This is a genomic window from Ornithinimicrobium panacihumi, assembly GCF_052073805.1.
Classification (GTDB): Bacteria; Actinomycetota; Actinomycetes; order Actinomycetales; family Dermatophilaceae; genus Ornithinicoccus; species Ornithinicoccus panacihumi.
In genome coordinates, this window is record NZ_JBQGWG010000002.1 from 72,577 (window position 1) to 99,037 (window position 26,461).

The 26,461-nt window shown below is 72.0% G+C and carries 27 protein-coding genes; 11 read left to right on the forward strand and 16 right to left on the reverse strand.

Annotated elements, in window-relative coordinates:
* The first annotated feature begins 28 nt into the window (after window positions 1-28).
* On the forward strand, window positions 29-982 hold the full coding sequence (gene folP / locus ACTMMA_RS02455; RefSeq protein ID WP_441188511.1) for a dihydropteroate synthase: 954 nt from the start codon (window positions 29-31) through the stop codon (window positions 980-982).
* Window positions 983-998: 16 nt separating this feature from the next.
* Here folP and htpX read toward each other — a convergent pair whose 3' ends face one another.
* From htpX to nuoH, 10 genes are all read right to left on the reverse strand, one after another.
* Window positions 999-1,874 (reverse strand): zinc metalloprotease HtpX, encoded by an 876-nt coding sequence (gene htpX / locus ACTMMA_RS02460; protein WP_441188512.1) that lies wholly within the window; start codon window positions 1,872-1,874, stop codon window positions 999-1,001.
* A gap of 59 nt (window positions 1,875-1,933) precedes the next feature.
* The gene (locus ACTMMA_RS02465; protein ID WP_441188513.1) at window positions 1,934-2,533 is read right to left on the reverse strand and encodes a dihydrofolate reductase family protein; all 600 of its coding nucleotides are present in this window, start codon (window positions 2,531-2,533) and stop codon (window positions 1,934-1,936) included.
* Between the two features lie 88 nt (window positions 2,534-2,621).
* Entirely contained in the window at window positions 2,622-4,439 is a 1,818-nt protein-coding gene (locus ACTMMA_RS02470) for a hypothetical protein (RefSeq protein WP_441188514.1), read from the reverse strand.
* A 518-nt stretch (window positions 4,440-4,957) separates the two neighbouring features.
* A complete protein-coding gene (locus ACTMMA_RS02475) occupies window positions 4,958-6,472 on the reverse strand; it encodes an NADH-quinone oxidoreductase subunit N (RefSeq protein ID WP_441188515.1) in 1,515 nt (504 codons plus the stop codon).
* Window positions 6,469-8,076, reverse strand: coding sequence for a complex I subunit 4 family protein (locus ACTMMA_RS02480; protein WP_441188516.1), 1,608 nt, complete (start codon window positions 8,074-8,076; stop codon window positions 6,469-6,471). The genes ACTMMA_RS02475 and ACTMMA_RS02480 overlap by 4 nt, the downstream gene beginning before the upstream one ends.
* A complete protein-coding gene (locus tag ACTMMA_RS02485; protein WP_441188517.1) occupies window positions 8,073-10,103 on the reverse strand; it encodes an NADH-quinone oxidoreductase subunit 5 family protein in 2,031 nt (676 codons plus the stop codon). Before ACTMMA_RS02485 ends, ACTMMA_RS02480 begins: the two co-directional genes overlap by 4 nt.
* Window positions 10,100-10,405: an NADH-quinone oxidoreductase subunit NuoK gene (gene nuoK, locus ACTMMA_RS02490; RefSeq protein ID WP_441188518.1), complete on the reverse strand. Its 306-nt coding sequence runs from the start codon at window positions 10,403-10,405 to the stop codon at window positions 10,100-10,102. Before nuoK ends, ACTMMA_RS02485 begins: the two co-directional genes overlap by 4 nt.
* Entirely contained in the window at window positions 10,402-10,932 is a 531-nt protein-coding gene (locus ACTMMA_RS02495; protein WP_441188519.1) for an NADH-quinone oxidoreductase subunit J family protein, read from the reverse strand. Before ACTMMA_RS02495 ends, nuoK begins: the two co-directional genes overlap by 4 nt.
* Window positions 10,929-11,390 (reverse strand): NuoI/complex I 23 kDa subunit family protein, encoded by a 462-nt coding sequence (locus ACTMMA_RS02500; RefSeq protein ID WP_441188520.1) that lies wholly within the window; start codon window positions 11,388-11,390, stop codon window positions 10,929-10,931. Before ACTMMA_RS02500 ends, ACTMMA_RS02495 begins: the two co-directional genes overlap by 4 nt.
* The gene (gene nuoH / locus ACTMMA_RS02505; RefSeq protein WP_441188521.1) at window positions 11,387-12,358 is read right to left on the reverse strand and encodes an NADH-quinone oxidoreductase subunit NuoH; all 972 of its coding nucleotides are present in this window, start codon (window positions 12,356-12,358) and stop codon (window positions 11,387-11,389) included. The genes ACTMMA_RS02500 and nuoH overlap by 4 nt, the downstream gene beginning before the upstream one ends.
* Before the next feature lie 68 nt (window positions 12,359-12,426).
* Between nuoH and ACTMMA_RS02510 the strand changes: the two genes are divergently transcribed.
* Genes ACTMMA_RS02510 through ACTMMA_RS02525 form a run of 4 tightly spaced genes read left to right on the forward strand, consistent with a single transcriptional unit; the run spans window position 12,427 to window position 16,368 of the window.
* Window positions 12,427-13,716: a glycoside hydrolase family 1 protein gene (locus tag ACTMMA_RS02510; RefSeq protein ID WP_441188522.1), complete on the forward strand. Its 1,290-nt coding sequence runs from the start codon at window positions 12,427-12,429 to the stop codon at window positions 13,714-13,716.
* Entirely contained in the window at window positions 13,713-14,945 is a 1,233-nt protein-coding gene (locus ACTMMA_RS02515; protein WP_441188523.1) for an MFS transporter, read from the forward strand. Before ACTMMA_RS02510 ends, ACTMMA_RS02515 begins: the two co-directional genes overlap by 4 nt.
* 47 nt (window positions 14,946-14,992) lie before the next feature.
* On the forward strand, window positions 14,993-15,481 hold the full coding sequence (locus ACTMMA_RS02520; protein ID WP_441188524.1) for a toxin-antitoxin system HicB family antitoxin: 489 nt from the start codon (window positions 14,993-14,995) through the stop codon (window positions 15,479-15,481).
* 35 nt (window positions 15,482-15,516) lie between these two features.
* On the forward strand, window positions 15,517-16,368 hold the full coding sequence (locus ACTMMA_RS02525; RefSeq protein WP_441188525.1) for a DUF4097 family beta strand repeat-containing protein: 852 nt from the start codon (window positions 15,517-15,519) through the stop codon (window positions 16,366-16,368).
* Window positions 16,369-16,491: 123 nt separating this feature from the next.
* Here the strand turns inward: ACTMMA_RS02525 and ACTMMA_RS02530 are convergent, their stop codons facing one another.
* Both ACTMMA_RS02530 and ACTMMA_RS02535 read right to left on the reverse strand, forming a co-directional pair.
* Window positions 16,492-16,662 carry a hypothetical protein gene (locus tag ACTMMA_RS02530; protein ID WP_441188526.1) on the reverse strand — a complete coding sequence of 57 codons (171 nt, stop codon included), beginning with the start codon at window positions 16,660-16,662 and terminating at the stop codon, window positions 16,492-16,494.
* Between the two features lie 16 nt (window positions 16,663-16,678).
* Window positions 16,679-17,272: an NADH-quinone oxidoreductase subunit C gene (locus ACTMMA_RS02535; protein ID WP_441188527.1), complete on the reverse strand. Its 594-nt coding sequence runs from the start codon at window positions 17,270-17,272 to the stop codon at window positions 16,679-16,681.
* A gap of 57 nt (window positions 17,273-17,329) precedes the next feature.
* On the opposite strand from ACTMMA_RS02535, the gene ACTMMA_RS02540 reads away from it, so the two are divergent.
* From ACTMMA_RS02540 to ACTMMA_RS02555, 4 genes are all read left to right on the forward strand, one after another.
* Window positions 17,330-17,965, forward strand: a complete 636-nt coding sequence (locus ACTMMA_RS02540; protein WP_441188528.1) for an RNA polymerase sigma factor — start codon at window positions 17,330-17,332, stop codon at window positions 17,963-17,965.
* 13 nt (window positions 17,966-17,978) lie between these two features.
* Window positions 17,979-19,157 carry a serine/threonine-protein kinase gene (locus ACTMMA_RS02545; RefSeq protein WP_441188529.1) on the forward strand — a complete coding sequence of 393 codons (1,179 nt, stop codon included), beginning with the start codon at window positions 17,979-17,981 and terminating at the stop codon, window positions 19,155-19,157.
* An 81-nt stretch (window positions 19,158-19,238) separates the two neighbouring features.
* Window positions 19,239-19,880, forward strand: coding sequence for a hypothetical protein (locus ACTMMA_RS02550; RefSeq protein ID WP_441188530.1), 642 nt, complete (start codon window positions 19,239-19,241; stop codon window positions 19,878-19,880).
* Window positions 19,877-20,449 carry an OmpA family protein gene (locus tag ACTMMA_RS02555; RefSeq protein ID WP_441188531.1) on the forward strand — a complete coding sequence of 191 codons (573 nt, stop codon included), beginning with the start codon at window positions 19,877-19,879 and terminating at the stop codon, window positions 20,447-20,449. Before ACTMMA_RS02550 ends, ACTMMA_RS02555 begins: the two co-directional genes overlap by 4 nt.
* Here the strand turns inward: ACTMMA_RS02555 and ACTMMA_RS02560 are convergent.
* The 3 genes from ACTMMA_RS02560 to ACTMMA_RS02570 are packed head-to-tail and all read right to left on the reverse strand — an operon-like array spanning window position 20,437 to window position 22,929.
* Window positions 20,437-21,045: an NADH-quinone oxidoreductase subunit B gene (locus tag ACTMMA_RS02560; protein ID WP_441188532.1), complete on the reverse strand. Its 609-nt coding sequence runs from the start codon at window positions 21,043-21,045 to the stop codon at window positions 20,437-20,439. The genes ACTMMA_RS02555 and ACTMMA_RS02560 overlap by 13 nt on opposite strands.
* Window position 21,046: 1 nt before the next feature.
* Window positions 21,047-21,403, reverse strand: coding sequence for an NADH-quinone oxidoreductase subunit A (locus tag ACTMMA_RS02565; RefSeq protein ID WP_441188533.1), 357 nt, complete (start codon window positions 21,401-21,403; stop codon window positions 21,047-21,049).
* Window positions 21,404-21,414: 11 nt separating this feature from the next.
* A complete protein-coding gene (locus ACTMMA_RS02570; protein ID WP_441188534.1) occupies window positions 21,415-22,929 on the reverse strand; it encodes a serine hydrolase in 1,515 nt (504 codons plus the stop codon).
* A gap of 9 nt (window positions 22,930-22,938) precedes the next feature.
* Here ACTMMA_RS02570 and ACTMMA_RS02575 point away from each other — a divergent pair, with 9 nt between their 5' ends.
* On the forward strand, window positions 22,939-24,168 hold the full coding sequence (locus tag ACTMMA_RS02575) for a cytochrome P450 (protein ID WP_441188535.1): 1,230 nt from the start codon (window positions 22,939-22,941) through the stop codon (window positions 24,166-24,168).
* Window positions 24,165-25,562, forward strand: a complete 1,398-nt coding sequence (locus tag ACTMMA_RS02580; RefSeq protein WP_441188536.1) for a DUF6226 family protein — start codon at window positions 24,165-24,167, stop codon at window positions 25,560-25,562. The genes ACTMMA_RS02575 and ACTMMA_RS02580 overlap by 4 nt, the downstream gene beginning before the upstream one ends.
* On the opposite strand, the gene ACTMMA_RS02585 is transcribed toward ACTMMA_RS02580, so the two are convergent.
* Complete coding sequence (locus ACTMMA_RS02585; RefSeq protein ID WP_441188537.1) at window positions 25,547-26,449, reverse strand: amidohydrolase family protein; 903 nt, start codon at window positions 26,447-26,449, stop codon at window positions 25,547-25,549. The genes ACTMMA_RS02580 and ACTMMA_RS02585 overlap by 16 nt on opposite strands.
* Between the last annotated feature and the right edge of the window lie 12 nt (window positions 26,450-26,461).

Here is a 26,461-nt window from a genome sequence, read left to right on the forward strand (position 1 = left end):
GGACGGCTGCTGCCCGCCGGATGGGACGATGCACGGTATGAGGTCACGCCCCTCCCCCGTGCCGCTCACCCTGCAGCGTTCGGCACCTCTGGTCCTGCGGGGCCAGGTCTTCGACCACGGCCGGCCCGCCGTCATGGCGATCGTCAACCGGACCCGTGACTCGTTCTGGTCCGGCAACCGCCACGCCGCCCTCGAGGACGCGCTCGGGGCCCTGCATGCGGCGGTGGCGGACGGGGCGGACATCGTCGACGTCGGCGGGGTGCGGGCCGGGCAGGAGGGCGAGGCCGTGACCGCTGCCCAGGAGATCGACCGCGTGGTGCCCTTCCTGGAGGCGGCGCGTGCCGCATACCCCGAGATCATCCTGTCCCTCGACACCTGGCGCAGCGAGGTGGCCGTGGCCGCGGGCGGTCTGGTGGACCTCGTCAACGACACCTGGGCGGGCCACGATCCTGAGCTGGTCGACGTCGCGGCGCGGATCGGTGCCGGGGTGGTCTGCTCGCACACCGGCGGGCTGCCGCCCCGGACCGACCCGGTGGGGATGCGCTATGCGGACGAGCAGGGGGACGACGAGCTGGCGGTGGTGCGTGACGTCCTGCGGACGCTGGCGGCCGGTGCCGAGCACGCGCTGGAGGCGGGCGTGCCGGCGGAGCGGATCCTCATCGATCCCACGCTGGATTTCGGGAAGACCACACGGCACTCGCTGGTGACGTTGCGGCATACCGCCGACGTGGCCGGGTTGGGCTATCCGGTGCTGCAGGCCCTGTCACGCAAGGACTTCGTCGGTGAGACGCTCGACCTGCCGGCCGACGACCGGCTCGAGGGCACGCTGGCCGCGACCGCCGTTGCGGCGTGGCTGGGCGCGACCGTCTTCCGTGCCCACGACGTGCGCGCGACCCGACGGGTGGTGGACATGGTCGCCTCGATCCGCGGGGACCGTCCCCCGGTGCTCAGCATCCGGGGTGAGCCGGCGTCGCAGCGGTGACGCCGGTCACGCTCGGTCAGTAGCGCTCGATGCCGGGCTGGCGTGAGTCGGCCATCCGCTCCAGGCGCTCGATGCGCGCCGCCATCGGCGGGTGGGTCGCGAACATCCGGCCAGCGTCACGGGCGCGGAACGGGTTGGCGATCATCATGTGGCTGGCGTTGACCACGGCCGGCTCCGGGGCGAGCGGGGCGCGGGCCGTGCCGGCCTCCAGCTTGCGCAGCGCGGAGGCGAGGGCCAGCGGGTCACCGGTCAGCTCGGCGCCATCCTCATCGGCGTCGAACTCCCGGGTGCGGCTGATGGCCAGCTGGATGACGGTCGCGGCGAACGGCGCCAGGAGCGCCATGGCGATCATCGCGATCGGGTTGCCACCGTTGTTGCGGTTGGTGCCCCCGAAGAAGAACATCATCTGCGCGACGGAGGTGATGACCCCGGCGATTCCCGCAGCGACGGAGCTGGTCAGGATGTCGCGGTTGTAGACGTGCATCAGTTCGTGCCCGAGCACCCCGCGCAGCTCGCGCTCGTCCAGGATGTGCAGGATGCCCTCGGTGCAGCAGACCGCGGCGTTGTCCGGGTTGCGGCCGGTCGCGAACGCGTTGGGCGCGGCGGTCGGGCTGACGTAGAGGCGCGGCATGGGCTTGCCAGCAGTGGCGGAGAGCTCCTCGACGATCTTGTACATCGTCGGCTGCTGCTCACGGGTGACAGGCTGGGCGCGCATGGCCCGGATGGCAAGCTTGTCGGAGTTCCAGTAGCTGTAGAAGGTCGTGGCCAGGCCGAACAGAGCGAACAGCCAGATGTAGCGGCCGTTGCCGATGACGGCCCCGAGGGCCAGGAACAGCGCCCAGATGGCGCCGAACAGCAGCGCCGTCTTGAGACCGTTGAAGTGGTTGTGCATGACCGGTCAACGAGCGATGGGCATCGCGCTGTTCCCGGCCCCCGCCCACCTGGCCGACGTCAGGCTTCGTAGACCGGGCGGTAGGTGAGGTGGAGGGCGCCTGCGGGCAGCGCGCGTGAGTCGACGAGCTCGTCCAGGAGGCGGGCGTGCAGCAGCGACCTGACCGTGGTGAGCGATCCGGACATGCCGATCCATCCCTCGGTGCGCTCCTTGAGCTGCCGGACCTGGTCGAGATCACGCAAGATATCGGTGTTGTCCCACGTGGCCGCGTCGAGGATGGTGGTCAGGACGTACTTCTGAATGGGGTTGATGAAGTCCTTGAAGTCATCGTCCTCGGCGGTGGGCCAGTAGGCGGACCACAGGTCGTAAAGACCCCGGCCCATGAGATAGGCCTCGCACCGGCCGGTGTGCGCGTCGACCGCCTTGCCCATCTCGTCGTCGAAGTAGGGGAAGTGCCACTGGTCGGGACGCTCCGCGGAGCCGTCGAGGGTGGTGAAGAGGTTGGCGGCGATCTTGCCTATGGCTTGCTCGGTCTTTCGCTGGTCGACAGCGGGATCGTCCCTGTCGCGAATGGGTGGGCGGGATGAGGTGGGTGGGATGGGGTGGGTGGGATGAAGCGTGTGCTGAGGGGGTTGACCGATCCCGGGGCACTGACTCATCGCTGTCGACCCGAGGATCTTGCCACGTGCCGCGACCAGCTCAGGAGTTGAGGAGTTTCAAGAGCCTCAGGAGCCGGTGCGGCGACGTCTAACCGTCTCCGGCACCACCTGGCGGTGGGCCCGGGCGACGACGGCCGTCCTCGGTGTGGTCGATGGTGAGCCACTCGTGGCATCCCGGCCGTCGACGGAATCGCGGGTCGCGGGCCAGGGCGCCGTAGAGCGCTCGGGCATCATCGTCGCGCCGGACGTCCCGTTCTTCGGGGCTGTGATCTCCGGGGCTGTGGTCTTCGGGGCTGTGGCCCTCGGGATCGTGGCCGCCGGGTGCCGGATGATCTGGTGACCCATCGGCCACGGGTCCTGGCCTAGCCGGTGGGTCCCCGGAGGCGAGGTCGTCGGGGTCGAGGGTGGCGGTGTACTGCCGATAGTCGTGCACCCTGCTGCCCGCGATCTGGCCGAGCAGGGTCGTGAAGGTGAGGTCTCTGCGCTCGTTGATCGACAGCGCCAGCAGACCGAGGGTCTTGGTGACGTGGGTCCTCTTGTCCAGGCTGGCCAGGTGCAGCTCGCCGGTCGGCCCACCGGCTGCCGGGTCCGCGTGAAGGTAGGGGACGACGTGGTCGATCTCCAAGGAGCGCCCCGTGAGGCGGGACCACGGTGCGCGGGAGTAGACGTCGGCGGCCCTCACCTGGCGGCGCATGTCAGGGTCGGGACGGTAGGCCTTGATGGTGCGCTCCACGATCCTGCCGTCCGGAGGGTTGACCAGCATTCTGAACATGGTCGTGTCCGGGCCGTAGAAGAGCTCGCGCACGTGCCCCGGCGTCAGGAACGCAGGATGAGACCCGATGATCTCCGCCACGAGCCCCCGCCCCGGCACCGGCCCATCTCGTCCCGCACCTGACGGCGGGACCAGGGTCTTCTCCGGGATAGCTGTGGGCTCAACCTGGTCACCCGCATCCCCCGTCTCGCACTGATCCCCCGCCTGGCCCGCAACCCCCGCCTGGCCCGGGTCCGCCCCGTCCAGGTCGGAGAAGCACGATCCACAGACGGGGTGCCCGATCCCCAGCGCGTCGACGGGCACAACCACCTGGAGGGTGACCTTCGGCGTGCCGTTGACCACGGCGATGAGGTCGTCCAGCTCCTCCGGCGAGAGGTCGCCCAGGGTGCTGGGCTCGGGAAGATCGAGAGAACCATGCCCCAGCACGGCCAGCATCGAGTCGACCACGAGCTGGTCGAACGTGTTGTCCGCGCCACCTGCGCGCAGGTTGCGGGCGATGTGGTCGAAGCGGGCCCACGCCCCCAGGATCGGCACCAACGGGCCACGGACCGTCAAGGTGGCGGTGCCATCGTCATGGGCGCGGATCCAGGCACGCCGCTCGGCCCGTGCCCTGGCCCGGCGCTCGCGCTCGGCACCGACGTCGATGCCCTCGCAGGCGGTGATCTCCCTGAGCAGGGCAGGCCCGTAGAGCGCATGCGGCCACGGATGACCCTCGAGCAGCTGTCCGCTCTCGTCGAGCTTCTCCGGGGCTGCCATCTCAGGGTCGCGGCCGAACAGGACCGTCGCCACCAGGAGCCGCTGGTCGTCGGTGAGGGCACGGGTCGAGGAGAAGGCCATGTCGACGAAGCGACGGACCTGCGGCCAGCAGGTCTCGCCGCGCTCCAAGGCCGAGACGACTATCCCGAAAAGGTCGCGCGGACCCATCGCCAGCGTGATCAGCGACGTCGCCTCGACGGTGGACAGGCCGGTCGCCACCTGGACCTCGGTGATCGACGAACGTTTGACCTCCGCGGTCAGGGAACGTCGCTGCGTGCCGGAGACGTCCTCGTCCACCCAGCCGCGCCGTTCCCGCACGACAGGATCGGTGGCCCCCACGATCTCCACCGCGGCCCTGACCAGCCCGGCGTCGGCCACGGCCCGGTCTCGCCAAGCGGTCTTCAGCGCCGAGATGGCGGCCGGCCCCCCAGCAGGCGCAGAGACAGAACGGCAGGGACCGGACGCAGCAGAGTCGGACGGAGCAGAGCCGGACGGAGCAGAGCCGGACGGAGCAGAGCCGGACGCGGCAGCATCGGGCAACTCGGCACCATCGGACGGCGCTCCAGCGACGATCACGCTGAGACCATGGCACTGGTCCTTGGGCACGACATGGAGCGGAGGTCGACGCTCAACCCCCGTGCTCCACGGAGGGTCCCCGGCCCCAGCCTGGGCCGCACGCTGGTCGAGGGTGACGCCGAGGAACTGACCCCAGCGTTCTTCGATCGGCGAGACACTCATCCCGCTCCCCTCCTCCCCAGCCGCAGATCCGGCCGCACGACTCGGGAACTGGAGTCACCCCATACCTAGAAGGTGTGTCCTTCCCGATAACTCAAGATTAGCACACACTTTCGATCTGCAGAAGGCTCCTGGGGCAGCGTGTTGATAACTTTGTTCGATCAGATCACGCCGATCGGCGCGACGCTCCCGAGCACGAGAAGGGCTGAGAGAACGGCGACGAGGACCCACCAGTGGAGAGGCACGCGCGTGGCGGACAGGCCTGCGGCCTCGCCGTCCCCCGCATCCGTCCCGGTGACGGCAGCGGTCGAGGCAGGGGCGGGTGCCAGCATGAGCACCAGCCACCGGAGGTAGACGGCGATGCCGAGCGCGACGTTGACCACAGCGATGATCGCCAGCCACCAGGTCTCGTCACCGACGACGGGGCGCAGGGCCACGACCTTGGCGACCAGTCCGGCGATACCGGGCGGCAAGCCGGCCAGGGTGAGCAGGGCGAGCGCGAGCGGCATCGCGAGCAGCGGTCGGGTGCGCAGCAGACCTCGATGCTCCTCGAGGGAGGTGGCCGGAGGATGTGAAGCGCCCGCCGCCCGGGACGTGGCCACCACCACGACCACGACGAACGCGAGCAGTGTGGCCACGACGTAGACGAGCAGGTAGGACCCCGCCGCCCGGGCAGCCCGCGAGGAGACCGAGGCGAGAGGCAGCAGCACCCAGCCGGCCTGGGCCACGGTGGACCAGGCAAGGAGTCGCACCGAGTCCTGCTGGACGAGCGCGACCACGTTGCCTACGGTCATCGACAGCGCCGCCAGCGCGGCGACGGCCACGAAGGTGGTGCCCTCGACCGTGCCGAGCGCCCGCACTATCACCACGAGCGCACCCAGCGGAGCGATCTTGGAGACCGTGGCCAGGAAGGCCGTCACCGGCAGCGGAGCCGTGGCATAGGTCAACGGCGTCCACGCGTGGAAGGGCACGGCGGAGAGCTTGAACGCCAGGCCGGCCAGCGCGAAGACGGCCGCGAGGGCGAGCAGACCAGGATGCGCCACCTCCGACCCGCCCAGGGCGCCGGAGAGCATCGCCGAGCCGGTCGCGGCGACCCACAGCGCCACGCCCATCGCCAGCAGCGCGAAGGACACCAACGAGGTGGCGAGCAGCGCGATCGCACCGTCCACGGCCCCCGCCCGACGCCCCGCGCTCCACCGGTGGTCGGTGAGCGCCACCAGCGCGACGGTGGGGATGGTGGCCAGCTCGAGGGACACGAGCAGCGTGCCCAGGTCGCCGGCCGTGGGCAGCGCGGCGGTGCCGGCCGTGGCACCCAGCAGGAGGGACACCACCACCGGCGTGCGGTCCGTGGGCGAGGTGGCCGACCACTCCCGCCAGGCCAGGACGAGGACCACCAGGGCGCCGCCGAGCGCGCCGATCTGGAGGGCGCTGGCGAGCCGGTCGGCGGAGTACCAGCACTCCCCCGCCTCCCCGCAGAAGGACGACCGCGCATCACCCGCGCCCAGCCCCAACCCGGGGAGAGCCGCGGCAGCACCGACGGCCAGACCGGCGGCCGTGATGACGAGATGGACCAGCCGCTGCCTCGGCAGGGCGGCGTCGACGACGAGGACGAGCACGGCGGCGATCAACGGCGCCAGGACCGGCAGGAGCGCCACGAGCTCGAGGGTGAGCTTCATCGGCCGATCACCGCCTGCGTCACCGGCGCGGTGATGGTCAGCAGCAGGACGGGAAGCACGCCGAGCACCACCACGAGCGCCCCGAGCACCCGCAGGGCGAACCGCTCGGTGCGGACGGCGTCCGGGATGCGGGGCTCGGTCCGGTCGCCCGACCAGACCTCCCGCAGCACGCGCACGCCGTAGGCGGTGGCGAGCAGACCACCGAGGGCGGCGAGCACCGCATACAGGAGGAACCATCCGCCGGGGCGGTCGGGGGCGGGATTCCAGGCGGCGTAGATCGCGCCGATCTCTCCCCAGAAGCCTGCCAGGCCGGGCAGTCCCATCGACGCCGCCATGCCCAGGACGAGCGCGGCGCCCAGCCCGGGCGCGGCTTCGCGCAGCGCGGCGCGGACGGCGCTCAGGTCGGCGCTGCCCCAGCGGTGCTTGAGCCCGCCGACGACGACGAAGAGGAGCGCCGAGATGAGCCCGTGCGCCACGTTGCCGTAGAGCGCCGCCTGCAGGCCGGTCTCGGTGCCGGTGGCCAGGCCGAGGACGACGAAGCCGAGGTGGGCGATGGAGGACCAGGCGATGAGCCGCTTCAGGTCCGTCTCGACCAGGCACACCAGCGCGGCCCAGATGATCCCGGTGACGGCGAGCCCAGCGAGCAGCGGGGCCCAGGTGGCGAAGCCGTCGGGGAGGACGGGCATGACGAGGCGGACGATGCCGTACGTGCCGAGCTTGAGCAGGATCGCGGCCAGCAGCACCGAGCCTGCGGTCGGCGCGGTGGCGTGCACCCACGGCAGCCAGGTATGGAGCGGGAAAAGGGGGATCTTCAGCCCCAGGCCGACGAGCAGGACCCCCGCGAGGACGACCTGGAGCGGCCCGGCGATCCCGGTGCCGCCGAGCTCGGCCCAGCGCGCCAGGTCGGTGGTGCCGGTCGCGGTGGCGATCCCGAGCAGCCCGACGAGCATGAGCGTCGACCCGATGACGGTGACCATCAGGAAGCGCAGCGCCGCACCCTCGCGGTCGCTGTCGGGGTCGCCGTAGCGCGCGACGAGCACCCACATCGGCACCAGCACGATCTCGAAGCCGATGAAGAAGACGATGGCGTCGCCGGCCAGGAAGGTCAGCACCGCGCCGAGGACGACGAGCAGCAGGCAGGCGTGATAGCTCGCCAGCCCCGGCACGTCGACGCTGCGCACCAGCGGGATGGGCGCGGTGCGGGCGATGCCCTCGTCGCCCGCCGGGTGCTTGCGGGCCGGCGGGGGGACGTGCAGGTGGAGCATGGTGGCGATGACGCCGACGACCGCCGTGAGGAGCAGCAGGGGGATGCTGAGCCCGTCGGCCTGCAGCCGCAGCCAGACCCCGAGGCTGGGGATCCAGGACAGCTCCAGGACCGGGCGGTGCAGGGCGATCCCGGCCACCCCGACGGAGGACAGCACGGCGGCACTGACGGAGACGGCGCGGATCGCCCGGTGGCCGGGCGCCTCGGGCCAGCGGCCGGCGGTGAAGAGGGTGATGGCGGCCAGCAGCAGCGGCCCCAGCGCCAGCACGAACCAGAGCGTCCCCAGGTCGGGGACCAGGCGGACCGCGTCGTCGAGGATGTCGCGCAGCGTGCCGCTCATGCGGTGATCACCCCGATCGCGGCCAGGACGAGCACCCCGACGAGGACCAGCCCGATCGCCGGGGTGGCGCGCCGCGGCGTGGCCAGCTCGGCCACCCTGCCGACCATCCGGGGAGCGGTGCCCGCTCCCCGCACCCAGACGTCGAGCACCTCGCGGTCGAACCAGCTCACGGCCCTCGCCAGCGCGAGGACCGGGCGCACGGCGAGGATCTGGTATGCGGTGCCCGTCCCCAGTCCTTGCTCGGCGGCGATGCTCAGGCCTGCGGGGACGCGGGCCGCGGCGTCGCGGGTGCGGACCCCACGGGCCGCGAAGGCGACCGCGAGCGCGGCGACGAGCATGAGGAGCAGGGTGGCGATGAGCAGCTCCAGGTTGAGGTGGGCCGTGGTGCGCCAGACCGGCATCAGGGCGACCGCACCGCCCAGGACCGACATCACCAGCAGGACCGTGGTGCCCAGCCGGGCCGAGGAGCTGATGGCCGACTCGGCCCGCTCGATGCCCTCGGCGGCGTGCACCACCTGGGGCTCGTCGAAGAAGTCGTCGATCCGCTCGACGGCGCCGTGGTGGTAGTCCGCGGCGAACTGCTCCAGCTCGGTGGGCCGGTCGAGGACGAGCCAGGCCCGCATGCAGTAGGCCGCCGTCAGCGGTGCGGCCGCGCCCACGCAGGAGAGCACGATGACCGAGGGCAGACCACCGTCACCGATCGCGGCCACCTCCGCGGTGCCCAGGACCAACTCCTTGGAGAAGAAGCCCACGAAGGGCGGCACGCCGGCCAGCGCCAGCAGCCCCCACGCGAAGCGGCGCCGGAGGACGCGGTAGCGCCGCGCGCCGGAGGCCACCACGGCCATCGCCGTGCCGCCCACCAGCACGGCCAGCCAGCCGGCGCTGAGGAAGAGCAGCGCCTTGAACCAGGCGTGCGCGATGAGGTGCTGGGCCGCGGCGTCCGGGCCGGTGGCCGGCGTGGCCGCGGCCAGGACGGCCAGCATGAGCGCGACCTGGGACACCGTCGACCAGGCCAGCAGCCGCTTGAGGTCGCCCTGGGCGAAGGCGAGCAGGGCCGCGAAGAGCATCGTGAGGGAGGCCATCACGGCCAGCAGGAGCCGGGCGGGCTCCACCACCGCGAGGAGGTCGAAGAGGTGGGTCAGCACGACCGTGCCCGCGGCCACCATGGTGGCCGCGTGGATGAGGGCCGACGCGGGGGTGGGGCCCTCCATGGCATCGGGCAGCCAGTCCTGGAACGGGAACAGCGCCGACTTGCCGGCCACCCCGATGACGAGCAGGACGACCGCGACGGTCAGCCCGACGGTGTCGTCCGCGGCGGCCCAGTGGTCGATGATCCCCGCGATCGATGTCGTCCCGGCCCCGGCGGCGAGCGCGACGAGGGAGAGGACGAAGGCGACGTCGGCGGTGCGGGTGACCAGCAGCGCCTTGCCGGAGGCCCGCCGCGCGGCCAGCTTGGTCGAGTGGTGCCCGATGAGCAGGAAGGAGCACCAGCCCATGACCTCCCAGCCGATCAGCAGCAGGATGACGTCGCCGGCGTGCACGGTCAGCAGCATGGCCGCCGCGAACAGCGAGACGGTCGAGGAGAAGGTCTTGTAGTGGGGGTCGTACCAGAGGTACCAGCGGGAGTAGACCTGCACCACGAGCGCCACCGTGGCGACGGTGACCGAGATGAGTGCCAGCGGCCAGGTGACCACGAGCCCCAGCGGGACATGCAGCTCGCCCAGGGGCAGCGGGCCGATCGTCCTGGAGGTCCAGCGCGTGGGGTCGGCCTGGGACAGGCCGTAGAGCTGGAGGGCCGCCGCCAGGAAGGCCCCGAAGCCGCCCCCGACCGCGATCCAGGCCGCGAGCCGGTTGGACCGGCCGGCGAGGGTGATGCCCAGGAGCGCGGCCAGGGCCGGCAGGAGGATGGCCCACTGGGTCGTCGTGCCGGGCAGGTCGGGCAGCGGCAGCGCGGGCACCTGGACGGAGGGCAGGGCCAGGTCGGACCAGCTGATGTCGGGCAGGTCGGGCAGCTCGGGCAGGTTCATCCCTCGTCCACCCCCAGGTCTGCATGGAGGTCGACATGTCCCCGGGCCCGGAAGAGCGCGAGCATGATCGCGAGCGCGATGACCACCTCGGCCGCGGCGATGGTGATGAGGAAGAGCGTCAAGACGGGCGCGTCGACCACCCCGGCCGTCTGCCCGACCGTCACCAGGAGGAGCCCGGCCGCGCCGAGGAGCAGCTCGACACCGACGAGGACGAGCACGGCGTGCCGGCGGGCGAGGATGCCGTAGACCCCGAGCCCGGCGAGCACCGCCACGAGCAGGTAGGGAAGGGCCGGGCGGATCACTCGTCCTCACCTCCCGCCTCGGGTGACACGCCCTCGGGTGACACGGGCGCGCGGGACACGGCCACCGCCGCCACCAGGGCCAGCAGCAGCAGCGCGGAGAGAAGCTCGAAGGGCCAGACGAAGCGCCCGAAGATCCCGGTCGCCACCTCGGCGTTGGTCGGCCCGTCCAGCGGCACGCTCCCCCACCCGAACGCCGAGAGGAGGGCGCCGCCGAGCACGACCGTCGTGGCCGCACCGACCAGCCCCGCACCGACCCGCTGGCCGCGCGAGGTGACCACGGGCACACCGCCGGAGCGGGTGAGCATGAGCGCGAAGAGCACCAGGATCACCACTGCACCGACGTAGACCAGCAGCTGCACCAGCGCCACCAGCTCGGCGCCCAGGACCAGATAGCAGCCCGCGAGCCCGCCCAGCACCACCACGAGCCACAGCGCCGAGTGCAGGACGTGGCGGCTGCTCACGGCGAGCAGCCCGGCACCGGCGGTGAGCAGGGCCAGGACGAGGAAGAGCACGTCGAGCCCGCTCACCCCTCGTCCTCCTGCGGCTCGTCGGCGTCACGCCCCGGCACGCGCGCCATCCAGGTCCCCAGCCGCTCCTTGTCGTGCAGCAGGTTGCGGATGTCCCCCTCGGCGTAGGCGAAGTCCGGCGCCCAGAAGAGCGCGTCGAAGGGGCAGACCTCGATGCAGATGCCGCAGTACATGCACAGCGAGTAGTCGAGGTCGAAGCGGTCCAGCACGTTGACCTGCCGGTCGCGGCCCCCCTCGGTCGCGGCGGGCACCGTCTCCTTGTGCGAGTCGATCGTGATGCACCAGGCCGGGCACTCGCGGGCGCAGAGCATGCAGGAGGTGCAGTTCTCCTCCAGCAGCGCGATCACTCCCCGGCTGCGCTCGGGGAGCTCTGGCTCGGTATGGGGATACTGCGCGGTGTGGGATCCGCGCGCCAGGACCTTGGCCGTTGTGGCCAGCCCCTTGAGCAGACCCTTCACGCGGCCACCACCACGACCGCGGTGATCGCCAGCTGCACCAGCGCCAGCGGCAGGAGCACCAGCCAGGCGAAGCGCTGGAGCTGGTCCTCGCGCACCCGGGGCCAGGCGACCCGGAACCACAGGAAGAGCACGCCCACGGCGGTCGCCTTGAGCAGCGTCCACAGCGCGCCGACCCAGCCGATGTCGCCCCACGGGCCGCGCCACCCGCCCAGGAAGAGCACGGTGAACAGCAGCGCCATGACGACCATTCCGGCGTACTCGGCCAGCAGGAAGAAGGCGAAGCGCAGCCCGGAGTACTCCGTCAGCGGGCCGAAGACGACCTCGGAGTCGGCGATCGGTGCGTCGAAGGGCGTGCGCTGCAGCTCGGCGACCGCGGCCGCCAGGAAGACGAAGGCCGCCGGCGCCTGCCACAGCAGCCACCACCACGACCACTCCTGGACGATCCCGGTCAACGACAGCGTGCCGGCCGCCAGCGCCACGGAGGCCGCGGACAGCACCATCGGCAGCTCGTAGGACACCAGCTGGGCCCCGGCGCGCATGCCGCCGAGGAGGGAGTACTTGTTGCCGCTGCCCCACCCGGCCATGAGCGTGCCGATCACGCCGACGCTGGCGGCGGCGAGCACGAACAGGAGCGAGGCGGGCACGTCCGCGGCGACCCAGGCGGCGCTCCACGGGATGGCCGCCAGGGCCACCAGGTAGGGCACCAGCGCGACGGCCGGGGCGAGGCGGAACATCCATCGGTCCGCGGCCGCGGGGGTGACGTCCTCCTTCTGGACGAACTTGATGCCGTCGGCCACCAGCTGCAGGATCCCGTGCGGGCCGGCCTCCATCGGGCCCAGCCGCCCCTGCATGTGGCCCATCACCTTGTGCTCGAGCTGTCCCAGCGCCAACGGCAGGCTGAGGAAGGCCGCCACCACGATGACGGCCTTCAGCACGACCTCGAGGGCCAGCGGGAGTTCGGAAAGCATCGTCGGCCACCCTAGCCACACTTGCCCACACTCTGTAGGTGCCACGGCGCGTGGTGCACACTTGCGCCATGGGCGATGCCGACCTGATGTTCTCCACCTCCGACCTCCTCATCGGCACCGCGACCGCCGCGCTGCAGATCGAGGGCGGCGACCGCAACAACAACTGGTACGACTGGGCCCAGCTGCCCGGCACCATCAAGGACGGCTCCACCCCCGAGCGCGCCACCGACCACTGGAACCGCTGGCGCGAGGACACCGAGATCATGGCCTCGCTCGGCATGCAGATCTACCGGATGAGCGTGGAGTGGTCGCGGATCGAGCCGCGCCCCGGCGAGATCGACCGGGAGGCGCTGGCCCGCTATCGCGAGGAGATCACCGCGATCCGCGCGGCCGGCATCGAGCCGCTGGTCACCCTCCACCACTTCTCCCACCCGTCCTGGTTCCAGGGCCTGGGCGGTTTCAGCTCCCCCTGGGCGGTCGACCGCTTCCTGTCCTTCGCCGGGGTCGTGGTCAAGGAGCTCGGCGACCTGGTCACCGACTGGATCACGGTCAACGAGCCCAACGTCCACGCCCTGATGAGCCACCTCTTCCGCGAGGGGCCGCCGGCCAACCGCAACGTCGGCGCCCTGCGCCAGGTGCTGCGCCACATGGCCCGCGCCCACTGCCGGGCCTACCACCTCATCCACGGGCTGCAGCCGGACGCCAGGGTCGGCGTGGCCCACCACGTCCGCCCCTTCGCCCCCCTCAACCGGAGGAACCCCCTCCACCACGCTTCCGCATACCTGGACCGGTTGCTGTTCCAGGAGATCCTCGCCGACGCGACCCTGGGCGGGCGGTTCCACCCCCTGCTGGGACCGGCGCCGGACGTGACGCCGGGGAGGCACTACGACTTCCTGGGGATCAACTACTACTCGCGCACCGCGTCCAAGGGCTTCGCCGACACGACCTTCCCCGGCGTGCCGGTCAACGACCTGGGCTGGGAGATCTATCCGCAGGGCCTGGTCGAGGTCGCCGCCGACCTGCACCGCCGCTACCCGGGGCCGATCTGGGTGACCGAGAACGGCACCGCCGACGGCGCCGACCGCTTCCGCTCCCGCTTCATCCACGAGCACCTGGCCGCGATCGCCGGCTCCGGGCTGCCGTTCGAGCGCTACTACCACTGGTCCTTCGTCGACAACTGGGAGTGGGCCGAGGGCGAGGCGATCCGGTTCGGGATCGTCGCCAACGACTACGAGACGCAGGAGCGGACGGTGCGCGACTCCGGCCGCTTCCTGGCCCGGATCATCGCCGAGGGCGGGGTGTCGCGGGGCGCCTACGAGGAGTTCGTCGAGGGGCAGACCTACCCGGTGGGTCGGTGACGGTCCACCCGGACGAGCGGGCGCCGGTCTCCCGGGGCTGGGTCAGCCGGTTCGGGCTGCTCTACCTGGGGCAGAACGCCGCGTGGGCCGGGCCGACGCAGCTGCTCATCGCGATCCAGGTCGCCGACTGGTACCCGGGTGAGAAGGAGGAGCGACTGGCGTGGGTGATGGCCGCCGGCGGCGCCGTGATGCTGGTGGCGACGCCGCTGGCCGGAGCGGTCTCGGACCGGACCGGCTCGCGCTTCGGCCGGCGGGCGCCGTGGATCCTCGTGGGCGCCCTGGTGGCGGCAATCGCCCTGGTCTGGATGGGCTTCGCCCCCGGGTATGCGGTGCTCCTCGCCGGGTGGCTGCTCTTCCAGGCGGCGATCGCCTTCAGCATCAACGCCGCCCAGGCGGTGGCCCCCGACCAGGTGCCGCGACGGCAGTACGGCCTGGTCTCCGGCGTGATGGGGCTGACCTACACGCTCGGGGTGGTCGTCGGGACCCTGATCGGGACGATGCTGGGGGTACGGACGGCCTACCTGGTCACGGCGCTGGTGCTGGTGCTGCTGGTCGGGCAGTTCCTGGTGCGCTTCCGGGACCCGCAGGTGCTGCGTGAGAAGGTGGCGGTCGACCCGGTGGGCGGGGCGCGATGGGCACGGTTCTCGGTGGTGCCGTCCCCACGCCGTTATCCGGACTTCGCCTGGGTCTTCCTCACCCGGCTGCTGGTGACGCTGGGCAACTCGATCGCGCTGTTCTACCTGCTCTACTTCCTGCGCGACCGGATCCGGGTGGCCGATGCCGAGGGTGGGGTGCTGGTGCTGACGGCGGTCTATGCGGTGATGGTGATCGTCAGCGCGATCGTCTCGGGGCGCTGGTCGGACCGGGTCGACCGCAGGCTGCCGTTCGTCAGCCTCTCCAGCCTCGGCGTGACGCTGGCCTGCCTGATCATGGCCTGGGCCCTGGACTGGTGGGTGGTGGTCGTCGCGGCTGCCGTGCTCGGGGTGAGCTGGGGCGTCTACATGGCCGTGGACCAGGCCCTGATCAACGAGGTGCTGCCGACGATGGCGGACCGTGGTCGGGACGTGGGGATCATGAACGTCGCCGTCGCCCTGCCCAACACATTCTCCCCCGTGATCGCCGCCCTCGCGCTGCGCAACCTGGGCGGCTACCCCGGGCTCTACCTGCTCGCCGGTGCGCTGGCGCTGCTCGGCGGGGTGCTGGTCTGGAGGGTGCGCGACGTCCGCTGACGTCACGTGATCTTGCCATGGCATCAGAGTGATGTCATAGTGATGTCATGAACCTGCAGCCCTATCTCGCCGCCGTCGGGGAGGACCTGTCCCGCGCCACCGCCCTGGCCGACGACCACACCCGCGAGGTGGCCGCCCGCGTGGCCACCGCCGTCGAGCCCGCGCTGCGCCTGGCGCTGGTCCAGGCGCTCTCGGACGCCGCCGCCCAGATCACCACCCAGCTCGACGGGGCCGTGGTCACGCTGCGGATGGACGGGCGCGACCCCGAGCTGGTGGTCCAGGACCTGCCCGGCACCACCGACGGCACCACCGACGGCACCTCCGGGACGCAGGACGAGCAGGACGACGACATCGCCCGCGTCACGGTCCGCATCCCCGAGCCGCTGAAGAAGCGCGCCGAGTCGCTGGCGGCCGGGGCCGACCAGTCGCTCAACACCTGGATCGTGGCCGCCATCCGCCGCGCGACGACGACCGATCGCCCAGGGACCACCTCCTCCCCCCGCAGCCACTCCCGCCGGATCACCGGTTGGGCCTGAGCCCCACTCCGCACCAGAGCAGCCAAGGAGCCGCCATGGACACGATGCCCACCTCGAACCCGACCACCAGCAGGACCTACTCCTTCGCCGACGACGCGCCGATCTCCCTCGACCTGAAGAACCACAGCGGAGACGTCGTCGTCCTCCTCGACGCGCCCGAGGGCACCGCCGAGGTGACGCTGCGCACCTCCCGGCCCCTCGACCTCGAGCCGGTCGTGACCAGCTGCCACCGGGGCCGCGTCCGGGTGGAGATCCCGGCGCTGCTCGGCGCCGACGGGTCCCGCGGCTTCGCCTTCTCCCTGGGGCCGATCTCCATCGGCGTCGGCAACGAACGGGTCGACGTCGAGGTCCACCTGCCCCACGGCGCGGACCTGGCGGTGAGCACCAAGGAGGGCGACATCGTCGTGCAGGGCGTCTCCGGTCTGACCGAGGTGCGCTCCGGCTCCGGCGACCTGCGCGTCGACGAGACGGCCCGGCTGCGGGCAGCGACCGGCAGCGGCGACGTGACCGTCGGCCGGTGCACCGGCGGGTCGGTCACCAGCGGCTCCGGCGACATCGACATCGAGACCGCGGCGGGTCCGGACACCCTCGAGGTCCGCACCGGCAGCGGCGACGTGTCCCTGGCCGACAACCGTCACGACCTGATCGTGGCCACCGGCTCCGGCGACATCAGCGCCAGCCACCACCACGGCAGCCTCACCGCTCGCACCGGCACCGGCGACGTCGACCTCACCGTGCCCCGCGGCATACCGGTCTGGCTCGACCTGACCAGCGCCATGGGCGACGTCTTCCGCGACCTGGACCCCATGGGCGCCCCCGCCGAGGGCCAGGAGCACCTGTCGGTGACCATCCGCACCGGCACCGGCGACATCCGCGTCCACCACTGACGTCGCGGGCCGACCCGGCCCTGGAACGACGCGGCGAGAAGCAGCCGAAGCTTCGAGAAACAGCCGAAGCGCTGAGAAGCGGTCCCTATGGGCCTGCCTCTGCGACCTTCCGTTGTTTCTCGTCTAGGCGAACAGGTCGAGCATCACCCGCACGTCCTCCGGCGGCTCCCCCTCGGGAGAACCTTCTGACGCGGCGACCTCGACCCCCAGCAGCCTGGCGTAGAAGTCGGCCAGCTCTTGGGGCCTGGGTGTGCTGATCGAGATCGAGGTGGCCTCGATGCGGGGGCGGTCCATGGTCTCCTCCGTGGGCTCAGTCGCCGCGGGGGCCCCAGGACTCGTCGGGGACGCCGGGCGGCAGCAGCCGGCGGCGGGAGGGGGCGCGCTTGGTCGTCGAACCCTCGCCCTCCCCGGGCTCTTTCGCGCCGGGCCACGGCTTGGAGGCGCGGGCGGCGAGCTGGAAGGACTTGCGCAGCGGCGTGCCCTCGAAGCCGTCGGGCAGGAGCAGCGGGCGCAGCCCCTCCCCCGACCCGTCCTCGAAGCCGTCGAAGCCGATCCCGAACATCTCGTGCGTCTCGCGCTCGTGCCAGGCGGCGCCCGGGTAGAGGTCGGTCACCGAGGCCAGCGCCGCGCCGTCGGACACGCGGGTGGTGAGCAGGACGCGACGCAGGGGGCTGCGGACGTCCATCAGGTGGCAGACCACGTCGAAGCCGGGACCCGGCCCGCCCTGCCCTTCACCCTCCTCCGCCTCCGGCGCATCGGTCTGATCCACCGCTGACAGCCAGTCGAAGAAGGCGTAGCCGTCGGCCCGCAGCCCCTTGACCACGTCGTGCCACTCCCCCGGCTCGACACGACGCTGCTCGACCTGCGCGACCTGCTCGACCGGGTGCTCGGCTGCCGACGTCATGAGGCGACCTTACCCAGTCGGTCGGCGAGCGTCGGCCGTTCCGTTACGGTTGTCGCCATGTCTGAGGTTCTCTCCGACCTGGGGGCTGCGCTCGATGCCGGTGATGCCGGGCAGAGCCATGCCCTCGTCCGGACCGTGCCGACCGAGGACCTCGACGACCTGCTCGGGGTCCTCGCCACGCGTGCCCGGGACGGCTCGGGGCTGGCCGCCGAGCTGCTGGTCGAGCGGCTCGATGACTCCGGGGTGATCCGCAGGTTCGTGCGCGGCGCGCTGCTGGACGAGTCCGCGGTCGACGACGTCAGCCAAGACGTGCTCATCTCCGTGGCCGGCTCGGTCGGCTCCTTCCGGGGCGGCTCCAAGGTCACCACCTGGGTGCACACCATCGTGCGCAACCGGGTCGTGGACCACCTGCGACGCCAGCGCGCGACCGCTCCACTGCCCGAGGACGACCTCTCCCCCGCGCAGCGGATGAGCTCGATGATCGCCACCCGTGCCACGGTCCAGGACGCCCTGGCCTCCCTGCCCGAGCTCTACCGGCAGCCCGTCGCCCTCCGCGACCTGGAAGGGCTGAGCTATGCCGAGGTCGCCGACCGCCTCGACCGCAACGTCGGGACGGTCAAGGCCCAGATCTCGCGCGGGCGGGCGATGGTCGCCGCGGCGCTGCGCGGCGTGCAGGACGGGGTATGGGTATGAGGCAGGGCCGGGTATGAGGACCGCGGGACGGTACCTCCTGGAGGAGGTGATCGGGGTCGGCTCGTTCGCCACCGTCCACCGGGCCCGCGACGAGCGCCTCGACGCCACCGTCGTGGTGAAGATCCTGGCTGAGAACCACAGCCTCAACCCCGAGATCCGCGAGCGTTTCATCGCCGAGGGCCGCAGCCTGCGCCGGGTCAGCAGCCCGCACGTCGTCGCCGTCCACGACATCGGGGAAAGCGAGCGCCAGCAGCCCTACCTCGTCCTGGAGCACGCCGACCGCGGCACCCTGGGCGACCGGGTGGCCGCCCTGCGCCGGGAGGGCTGGACGGCGAGCCCGGCCGACCTCCTCGTCCTGGCCCGCCAGCTCGCGTCCGCGCTGGAGGCGGTGCACACCGCGCGCCTGGTCCACCGGGATCTCAGCCCCGCCAACGTCCTCATCTCCACGCCGGCCGACGACCCTGAGCCCGAGGCGACGCTGCTGCGCCCCGACGAGCGCCTCCTGGTCGCCGACCTGGGCATGTGCAAGGACCTGGCGGTGAGCTCCGGGCTGACCGTGGCCGGCGGCACCAGCGGCTTCCGCCCGCCCGAGATGGACGAGGGCCCAGCAGTCATCGACACCCGCGCCGACCTGTGGTCCCTCTCCTCGCTGGTCGCCTGGGCTGCCGAGGGCGCCGACCTGCCCCCGGCCAGCTCCGCCGCCCTGGGCTTGGCGCTCGACCGGAGCCTGGCGACCGACCCGGCAGAGCGTCACCAGGACGTGGGCGACTGGCTCGCCGAGGTCGAGGCCGCGCTGGCACCCGAACCGGCGGCACCCGAGGTGCCCGGGGCGAGCGAACCGCATACCCCACGCCTGCCGTTCGTCGCGGTCGCGCTGGCCGCTCTGCTGCTCGGGCTGCTCGGCGGCTGGCTTGTCCGCGGATCGGGCGACCCGCCGGCCGCGACGCAGACCGCCCGCATCGAGATCGAGGGCCCGCAGGAGGCCGCGGTCGGGGAGGAGGCCACCTTCACGCTGCGCCACCTCGGCGTGCGGTCCTGGGTCTGGGTGCTGCCGAACGGCACGCACCTGGCCGACCGCGAGAGCGTCAGCCTGACACCGACGTCCCCGGGCACGGCCAGGGTCGTCGTGGACGCCCGCGACGCCGAGGGCCGCGACCTGCGGTTCGAGCACGATCTCGAGGTGCGCGAGTAGGCGTGCAACTTTTCCGCCCGACCCTCCGACGTACCACGTGACCGATCAACTGACCACCATGAAGACCATGAGGGGAACACCATGAAGATCACCCGCCACCGCGCCCTGGCCCCGCTGGCCCTGGTCGCCGCGCTGACGCTGACCGCCTGCAACCAGGGCCAGACCGCCGAGTTCGAGGCCGAGCCCCAGCAGAACACCGCGCAGGAGCAGCCCGCCCAGCAGGAGACCACCCACGAAGAGACCACCGAGCAGGAGAGCACCGAGGACGACCTGACGGCGCAGTCCGCCGCAGCGGCCGGCGTCAACCCCGTGACCGTGCCCGACGCGGTCGCGACCGTGACCGTGCCGGCCCGTGTCGAGCGGGACCCCGAGGCCACCCTCGACGTCTCGATCCACAGCCTCACACGTGAGGGGAAGACGCTCGTGGGCGTCTTCTCGTTCACCCTCGACTCCTCCGCGGACGACGGCTCGATCTGGCTCTACCACCTGCTGGGCAACACGTCCTGGCGGCCGCACCTGATCGACACTGAGAACCTCGCCCGCCACGACGTGCTCTCCAGCACCGGCATCAACGCGGTGACCGACTCGCAGGGCAGCACCTACCTCCGACCCGGTCACACCACCTACGCCTACGCCGCCTTCGCCTCGCCCCCGGAGGGCGTCAGCTCGATGATGGCCAGCCTGATCGACGGCACCCAGGCCGTCGAGGTGCCGATCCAGTGAGGACCCTGACCAGCATCCTGGTCGCGGCCTCCCTGGCCCTCCCCGCGGCGGCGCTGGCGAGCACCAGCGAGCGCGAGGAGATGCTCGCCTCCCTCCCCGACTCGGCGTGGCCGGACAGCGTCACCGCCCTCGACGAGCGGATCACCAGCCTGGACGACCGCATCACCCAGCTCGACGAGCGCATCACCCCGGTGGAGCGCCAGATCACCGAGGGCGACCAGGCCGTGATCGCGCTGTCCTCCGACATCCTGTTCGAGTTCGACAAGGCCGAGATCACCGGCACCGCGGAGAAGAAGATCGCCGAGCTCGTCACCGACGTCCCCGACGGAGCCACCGTGCAGGTCCACGGGCACACCGACTCCCTGGGCACCGACGAGCGCAACGCCGAGCTGTCCCTCGAGCGCGCCGAGACCGTCGCCGCCGTCATCGAGGAGGCCCGACCCGACCTGCAGCTGGAGGTCGAGGGCTTCGGCCCGTCCCGGCCGGTGGAGCCCAACGAGGTGGGCGGCGAGGACAACCCCGAGGGCCGGGCGCTCAACCGCCGGGTGGAGATCCGCTACGACGAGTGAGGAGGTGCGACCAGGCCTCGGGTGACCTCACCCGCAGACACCGGCCGGTCCGCATACCTGCTGCCGATCCTCGCCCGCGCCCGACCGGGCGTCTCGGCCGCGATCTGGTCCTGCAGCGTGACGATGCCGTGCAGCAGCGCCTCGGGACGCGGCGGGCAGCCGGGGACGTAGACGTCGACCGGGATCAGCTGGTCGACGCCCTTGGTCACCGAGTAGGAGTCCCAGTAGGGGCCGCCGGAGTTGGAGCAGGCGCCGAAGGAGATGACGTACTTGGGCTCGGCCATCTGGTCGTAGAGGCGGCGGATGACCGGCGCCATCTTGTCGGTCACCGTGCCCGAGACCACCATGAGGTCGGACTGGCGCGGGCCGGGGGCGAACGGGATGACGCCGAGGCGGATGAAGTCGTGCCGAGCCATCGAGGCGCTGATGAACTCGATCGCGCAGCAGGCCAGGCCGAAGTTGAACACCCAGAGGGAGTACTTGCGCCCCCAGTTGAGGACGACCTGGACTGCGCGGGGCGCCTTCTCGACCGGGGCACCGACGCGCGGGGTCGGCAGGGCGGTGGGGGTATGCGGCTCCGTCGGCTTCTCGCTCACGTCACCACCACCTCAGCAGGCCGCGACGCCAGACGTGGAGGAGGGCGACGACGAGGACGCCGATGAAGATGGCCATCTCGACCAGGCTGGCCACGCCGAGCTCGGAGCGGATGACCAGGGCCCAGGGGAAGAGGTAGACCGCGTCGACGGCGAAGATCACGTAGAGCAGGGTGAAGACGAGATAGCGGACGCTGCCCTGCTGCCAGCCGGTCCCGACCGGGTCGACGCCGGACTCGTAGGTGGTCAGCTTGGCCGGGGTCGGGTCGGCGGGCGCGAGCAGGCGGCGCACGCCCATGGCGGCGGCGAAGATGGCCAGGCCTGCCAGGACGACGAGTCCGACGACGAGATACTCACGCATCGCCGATCACCCTAGCCGCCGGTGGCGGCCAGGTGCTGGAGGCCGGCCTCGACGATCGTCATGGCGCGCAGCTGGTCGACCGCCTCCTCGCTGCGGGTCTGGACGACGAGGACCAGTCCGTCAGCCCGGGTCTCGGTCTCCACGGGCTCGAGGTAGTAGCTCAGCGCGAGCACGCCGGGGGCCGAGCAACCCTTGAAGGCCTGGTAGGCCACGCCGTCGGGCACGGCGCCGCCGGGGTTGGCCGACAGGATCTCGCGCACGGGCTCCCCCGCCCCGGTGCCGGCCAGCTGCTGCAGCCGGGCGTGGACGTTGCACACCTCGCCGCCGGTCATCGGCCAGTCCACGCCGTCCTGCCAGGCCGGGGTGGTCACGGCCTCGGGGGTGACGAGGGTGAGGTCCTCCGGCAGGTCGGCCAGCTGCGCGGTGCGGGTCTCGGGGACGGAGGCGCGGGCCCAGCGGTCACGCACCTCCTGGTCCACGCCCCAGCCCAGGATGAACAGCTGCCGGGTGGTGACGATCGGGGCGAGGCGCAGCGGGTCGACGCCGGCGTTCTCCATGGCGGTGCGCATCCGCGGGCGGTCGACCGCGCCGATGAGCAGGTCGGTGGCGGTGTTGTCGCTGATCGAGATCATCAGCTCGGCCGCCTCCCGCACCGTGACGGTGGAGCCGGCCTCGCGGTCCTGGAGGATCCCCGAGGGCAGGCTCTTGACCTCCTCGGTGATGGTCAGCTCGTCCTCCCAGGCGAGCTCTCCGGCCTCGACCGCCTCCACCACCCCTGCGAGGACGACGAGCTTGAAGATGGACCCGGTCGGGGCGGGCTCGCCGCCGGGCTCCAGTCCCGCCGTGGTGTGGATCGGCGTGCAGGTGCCGTCCTCGACCCGACCGACCACGACCTGGCTGGTGCCGCCCAGCTCGGTCAGGGCTGCGTCGAGGTCGGCCCACCCGGAGATCACGGGTGGCTCGCCGGAGGTGTCCGGGACGAAGACCAGGCCCGCGATCCGGTCCTCGTCGTCGAGGGCGAGGGTCATCAGGAGCGGCTGCTCGGCGTCCAGGGACAGCACGGCGCTGCGGGTGCCGCCGCCGGCCTCGGCCGACACCTCGGTCACCTCGGTCACCGTGTAGGGGCCGCCAGCCCGCAGCTGCGGGAAGACCGTGACGACCTGGAAGGCGGGGAGCTCGCGCAGGAAGTCCTCGGAGAAGCGGTCGACGACCGCCTCCAGGTCCGGCCCCAGCGCGTCCTCGTCGAGCAGCCCCAGCACCCACTGCGTCTGCTCCAGCAGGGCCTCGTCGGTGAGATGGTCGGCCGGGTCGACCGGGTCGACCGCCCCCGGGGCAGGGCGCGTCGTCGCAGCTGTGTCGTCCGTCGTCGGCACAGCCCCGGTCTCCACCGCGCCGTCCACCGCGCTGTCCACGGCCCTGTCCGCCGTCGCTGGCGCCGTCGTCTCCCCCTCCGGGCCGCTCCCGTCACCCTCGCACCCGGTGAGCAGGAGCGAGGCGAGGAGCGCGCCGATCATCCGTGACCGCATACTCACATCATGAACGAGCGCTTCCTCGACCTCGCGGACCCCTCCTTCGACGTGACCGGACCGGAGGTCATCGCCGCGCGCGAGGAGGGGACGTGGGTGCGGACGAGCTATGGCTACGCGCTCCTGAGGCATGCCGAGGTCACGGCCCTGCTCAAGGACCGCCGCTTCCAGCAGGGCAATGCCAAGTGGCCGGCGCAGAACGGCATCCACTCCGGGATGTTCAGCGACTGGTGGAAGCAGACCCTGCTGTCGTTGGAGGGGCAGGACCACCTGCGGCTGCGGCGGCTGCTCAACCCGGCCTTCAAGCAGGGCGTGGTGCAGGGCATGGTCCCCGGCTTCGCCGAGCTGGCCCACGAGCTGGTCGACGGCTTCAGCGAGCGGGGGTCGCTCGAGCTGGTCTCCGAGTTCGCCGAGCCCTACTCGAGCCGGATCCTGTGCCGGCTGCTCGGGCTGCCGGAGGAGGAGTGGGAGCAGGTCGCGCACTGGGCCGACGACCTGGGCAAGAGCTTCGGCGTCCGCGTCAAGGAGGACCTGCCGCGGATCGAGGCGGCGCTGGAGGGGCTCTACGGCTACTGCGACGCGGTGGTCCGCGACCGGACAGCCAACCCGCGCGACGACCTCGTCAGCACCCTGGTCCGCCACCAGCAGGAGGGTTCGCTGAGCGCCGAGGAGCTCTCGGTGGCCTTGGTCTTCCTGGCCTTCGCCGGGATGGAGACGACCCGCAACCAGATCACCCTGGCCGTGCGCACCCTGCTGGACCACCCGGACCAGTGGCGCCTCCTGGGCCAGCGTCCCGAGCTGGGCCGCAACGCCGTCGAGGAGGTCATGCGGGTCAACCCGACCGTCACCTGGATCACTCGTGAGGCGATCGACGACGTCGACCTCGGTGACGGGCTGGCGCTGAAGGCGGGCGACATCGTGCAGGTCCTGTCGCACAGCGCCGGCACCGACCCGCGCGCCCAGCCCGACCCGTCCTTCGACATCGAGGTCGAGCACCCGATGCACATGGGCTTCGGCGGCGGGGTGCACCACTGTCTCGGGCACTGGGTGGCGCGGCTCGACATGGCGGTCGCGCTGCCGATCCTGGCGGCCCGGATGCCGGACGCCCGGCCGGACGGGCCGGGCGAGTGGCTGCCCATGTCGGGCAACACCGGGGCGATCCGCTATCCGATCACCTTCACCGCCACTCCGGTGAGGGATGGCGGGCCGGGAGTCTCGTCGGGAGCGGTCTCGTCGTGAACGATCTCGCCACGAACGCCCGCTTCGACCATCTCGTCATCGCGGTGCCCGACCTGGACGAAGCGGTCGCCCGGTGGGGTGCGGCCGGGTTGGCGGCGACCGTCGGAGGGCGGCACCCCGGCGGCACCGTCAACGCCCTGGTCCGTGGCCCCGGCGCCGCCTATGTCGAGCTGATCACGACCGGGCCCGACGCGTCCGGGGCGTGGGCGGACCGGGTCCGCGACCAGCACGGCGTGCTGTCCTGGGCGGTCGCCGTCGAGGACGTCGACGACGCCCGCAGCCGTCTCCTCGAGGCCGGCTTCTCCCCCGCCGAGGTCGTGGACGGGTCGCGCGAGACGCCGACCGGCGAGACGATCCGCTGGCGCCTGCTCCAGGTGGGCGCCCGGGCCTTCGACCCGGGGCTGCCCTTCCTCATCGAGTGGGTCGAGCCGATGCCGACCGGGCCGGCGGATGGGCCGGTCCTGGAGTCGGTGCGCATGGCGAGCCACGACCCCGCGCCGCTGGTGCTGATGCTGGAGACGGTGGGGCTGCCGCGCGACCGCAGCTTCGAGGACGCCCCGTGGTGGATCTTCCGCGACCCTGACGGCGTGCAGGTCAGCGTGGTGACTGCGGAGGGGGACGAGGGTGCTGAGGTCGCAAACGCGCGGCGGGACGTGGTCGTCGACCACCTCTCGCTCACCGTGGCTCACACCCCGCAGCAACCTCCCGGCGAGAGCACCGTCCTCGACGGCGTCCACGTCCACCTCCACCCGGACCTGCGGGCCCACCGTGCCCACGAGGTGCTCCTGGCGACCGACCGGATCTTCGCCGCCCGCCCGGCACCCACGCCGGGCTGGCCGGCGCCCCACCCGCACCGCGCGCCGCTGGAGGAGGAGTACTCCCGCTGCCTGGACCCGGGGAAGTATCGGATCCTGGCCGAGCGGGCGGACGCCTGGATCGAGGCCCTCACCACGATGGGCCTGGCCGACGCCGAGGAGCTGGACACCACCTCCGTCGAGCAGGGTCCCACGCCCTGGTCGCGGGTCACCCGGCTGGTCCCGCGTGCCACGGGCGCCGTGCCGCTGACCATCGGACGGCGCGGCTTCGACGGACCTGACGACAACTCCGTCATGGTCGCTGTCGATGACGACCTCGTGAGCGGTCCGGGCCTGCCCGACTGCGGCTGCGACGCCTGCGACGACGGCTCCACCGACCTGCTGCACGCCCTCGACGAGGACGTCCTCGTCGTGCTGGGCGGCGGCATCCTCCGGGTCGACCACCGCGGCCGGACGCTGCGGCGCACGCTCGAAGGCTGGCAGGGCAGCGGCTCCTTCGGCCCGGACGAGGCCGAGCGCTGGCTGGCCGGGGACACGCCCCGGGGAGCGAGCGTAGTCTCGGGTCAGCCCTGGCTCTGAGCCTGCAGCAACGCTCTCCCGTTGTGCCACAGCACGTCCCGCAGCCAGTCCTCCCCCAGACCCCAGCGGTGGAGAGCCTCGAGCTGGTGGGCGTAGGGATAGGGGATGTTGGGGAAGTCGCTGCCCAGCACCACCCGCTCCCGCAGCTCGGCCAGCCGACCCAGGAAACGTGACGGCACCGGCGCGTGCCGCTCCATGAAGTCGGTCCCGACCATCGTCGTGTCCAGGTGCACCCGCTCATGCGCCTCGACCAGGTCGGCGAAGGCGTCGTAGTCGGGCATCCCCATGTGCGCGATCACCAGCGTCAGGTCGGGGTGGTCGGCGAGGAGCCGGACCACGCCCTCGGGGCCGCTGTGCCGCCCCGCCCTGGGCCCGTGGCCCGCGTGCATGATCACCGGCACCCGCGCCCGGGCCAGCAGCTCCCACGCACCGTGGAGCCGGTCGTCGTCCGGTGCCATGTCGCTGACCACGAGGTGCGTCTTGACCAGCTGGACACCGTCGCGGAGGGCGGTGGCCACATACCCCTCGACACCGTCTTCGGGATAGAGCGTGGCGCACCGCAGCACCTGGGGATGCGCGTCGGCGAACTCCCGGCACCACTCGTTGAGCGCGGCCGCCATCCCCGGCTTGTGCGCGTAGGTCAGCGCCGGGACGTCCCTCACCCCCAGGGCCGCGAGCGTGGCCAGCCGCTCCTCCACCGGTGTGCGGTAGTGGATCGGCCAGGCAACGCCGTAGTGCTTCTCGCCCTCGTCGAAGTAGGCCCAGATCCGGTCCATCAGGCGGTCGGGGTGGAAGTGGATGTGGACGTCGGCCAGACCGGGCAGCCCCAGGGCCTCGAGGTAGCCGGGGACCTCGGCGTCGGTCGCGGGCGCCCGCAGCGTGCTCATCGCCTGCCCACG

What these genes read in the sequence shown, in the direction of transcription:
- folP (WP_441188511.1), top strand. Translation starts at nt 29, where the DNA reads ATGCACGGTATGAGGTCACGCCCCTCCCCCGTGCCGCTCACCCTGCAG.
- htpX (WP_441188512.1), bottom strand. Translation starts at nt 1,874, where the DNA reads ATGCACAACCACTTCAACGGTCTCAAGACGGCGCTGCTGTTCGGCGCC.
- ACTMMA_RS02465 (WP_441188513.1), bottom strand. Translation starts at nt 2,533, where the DNA reads ATGAGTCAGTGCCCCGGGATCGGTCAACCCCCTCAGCACACGCTTCAT.
- ACTMMA_RS02475 (WP_441188515.1), bottom strand. Translation starts at nt 6,472, where the DNA reads ATGAAGCTCACCCTCGAGCTCGTGGCGCTCCTGCCGGTCCTGGCGCCG.
- ACTMMA_RS02480 (WP_441188516.1), bottom strand. Translation starts at nt 8,076, where the DNA reads ATGAGCGGCACGCTGCGCGACATCCTCGACGACGCGGTCCGCCTGGTC.
- ACTMMA_RS02485 (WP_441188517.1), bottom strand. Translation starts at nt 10,103, where the DNA reads ATGAACCTGCCCGAGCTGCCCGACCTGCCCGACATCAGCTGGTCCGAC.
- nuoH (WP_441188521.1), bottom strand. Translation starts at nt 12,358, where the DNA reads ATGCTTTCCGAACTCCCGCTGGCCCTCGAGGTCGTGCTGAAGGCCGTC.
- ACTMMA_RS02510 (WP_441188522.1), top strand. Translation starts at nt 12,427, where the DNA reads ATGGGCGATGCCGACCTGATGTTCTCCACCTCCGACCTCCTCATCGGC.
- ACTMMA_RS02520 (WP_441188524.1), top strand. Translation starts at nt 14,993, where the DNA reads ATGAACCTGCAGCCCTATCTCGCCGCCGTCGGGGAGGACCTGTCCCGC.
- ACTMMA_RS02525 (WP_441188525.1), top strand. Translation starts at nt 15,517, where the DNA reads ATGGACACGATGCCCACCTCGAACCCGACCACCAGCAGGACCTACTCC.
- ACTMMA_RS02530 (WP_441188526.1), bottom strand. Translation starts at nt 16,662, where the DNA reads ATGGACCGCCCCCGCATCGAGGCCACCTCGATCTCGATCAGCACACCC.
- ACTMMA_RS02535 (WP_441188527.1), bottom strand. Translation starts at nt 17,272, where the DNA reads ATGACGTCGGCAGCCGAGCACCCGGTCGAGCAGGTCGCGCAGGTCGAG.
- ACTMMA_RS02540 (WP_441188528.1), top strand. Translation starts at nt 17,330, where the DNA reads ATGTCTGAGGTTCTCTCCGACCTGGGGGCTGCGCTCGATGCCGGTGAT.
- ACTMMA_RS02545 (WP_441188529.1), top strand. Translation starts at nt 17,979, where the DNA reads ATGAGGACCGCGGGACGGTACCTCCTGGAGGAGGTGATCGGGGTCGGC.
- ACTMMA_RS02550 (WP_441188530.1), top strand. Translation starts at nt 19,239, where the DNA reads ATGAAGATCACCCGCCACCGCGCCCTGGCCCCGCTGGCCCTGGTCGCC.
- ACTMMA_RS02565 (WP_441188533.1), bottom strand. Translation starts at nt 21,403, where the DNA reads ATGCGTGAGTATCTCGTCGTCGGACTCGTCGTCCTGGCAGGCCTGGCC.
- ACTMMA_RS02570 (WP_441188534.1), bottom strand. Translation starts at nt 22,929, where the DNA reads ATGCGGTCACGGATGATCGGCGCGCTCCTCGCCTCGCTCCTGCTCACC.
- ACTMMA_RS02575 (WP_441188535.1), top strand. Translation starts at nt 22,939, where the DNA reads ATGAACGAGCGCTTCCTCGACCTCGCGGACCCCTCCTTCGACGTGACC.
- ACTMMA_RS02585 (WP_441188537.1), bottom strand. Translation starts at nt 26,449, where the DNA reads ATGAGCACGCTGCGGGCGCCCGCGACCGACGCCGAGGTCCCCGGCTAC.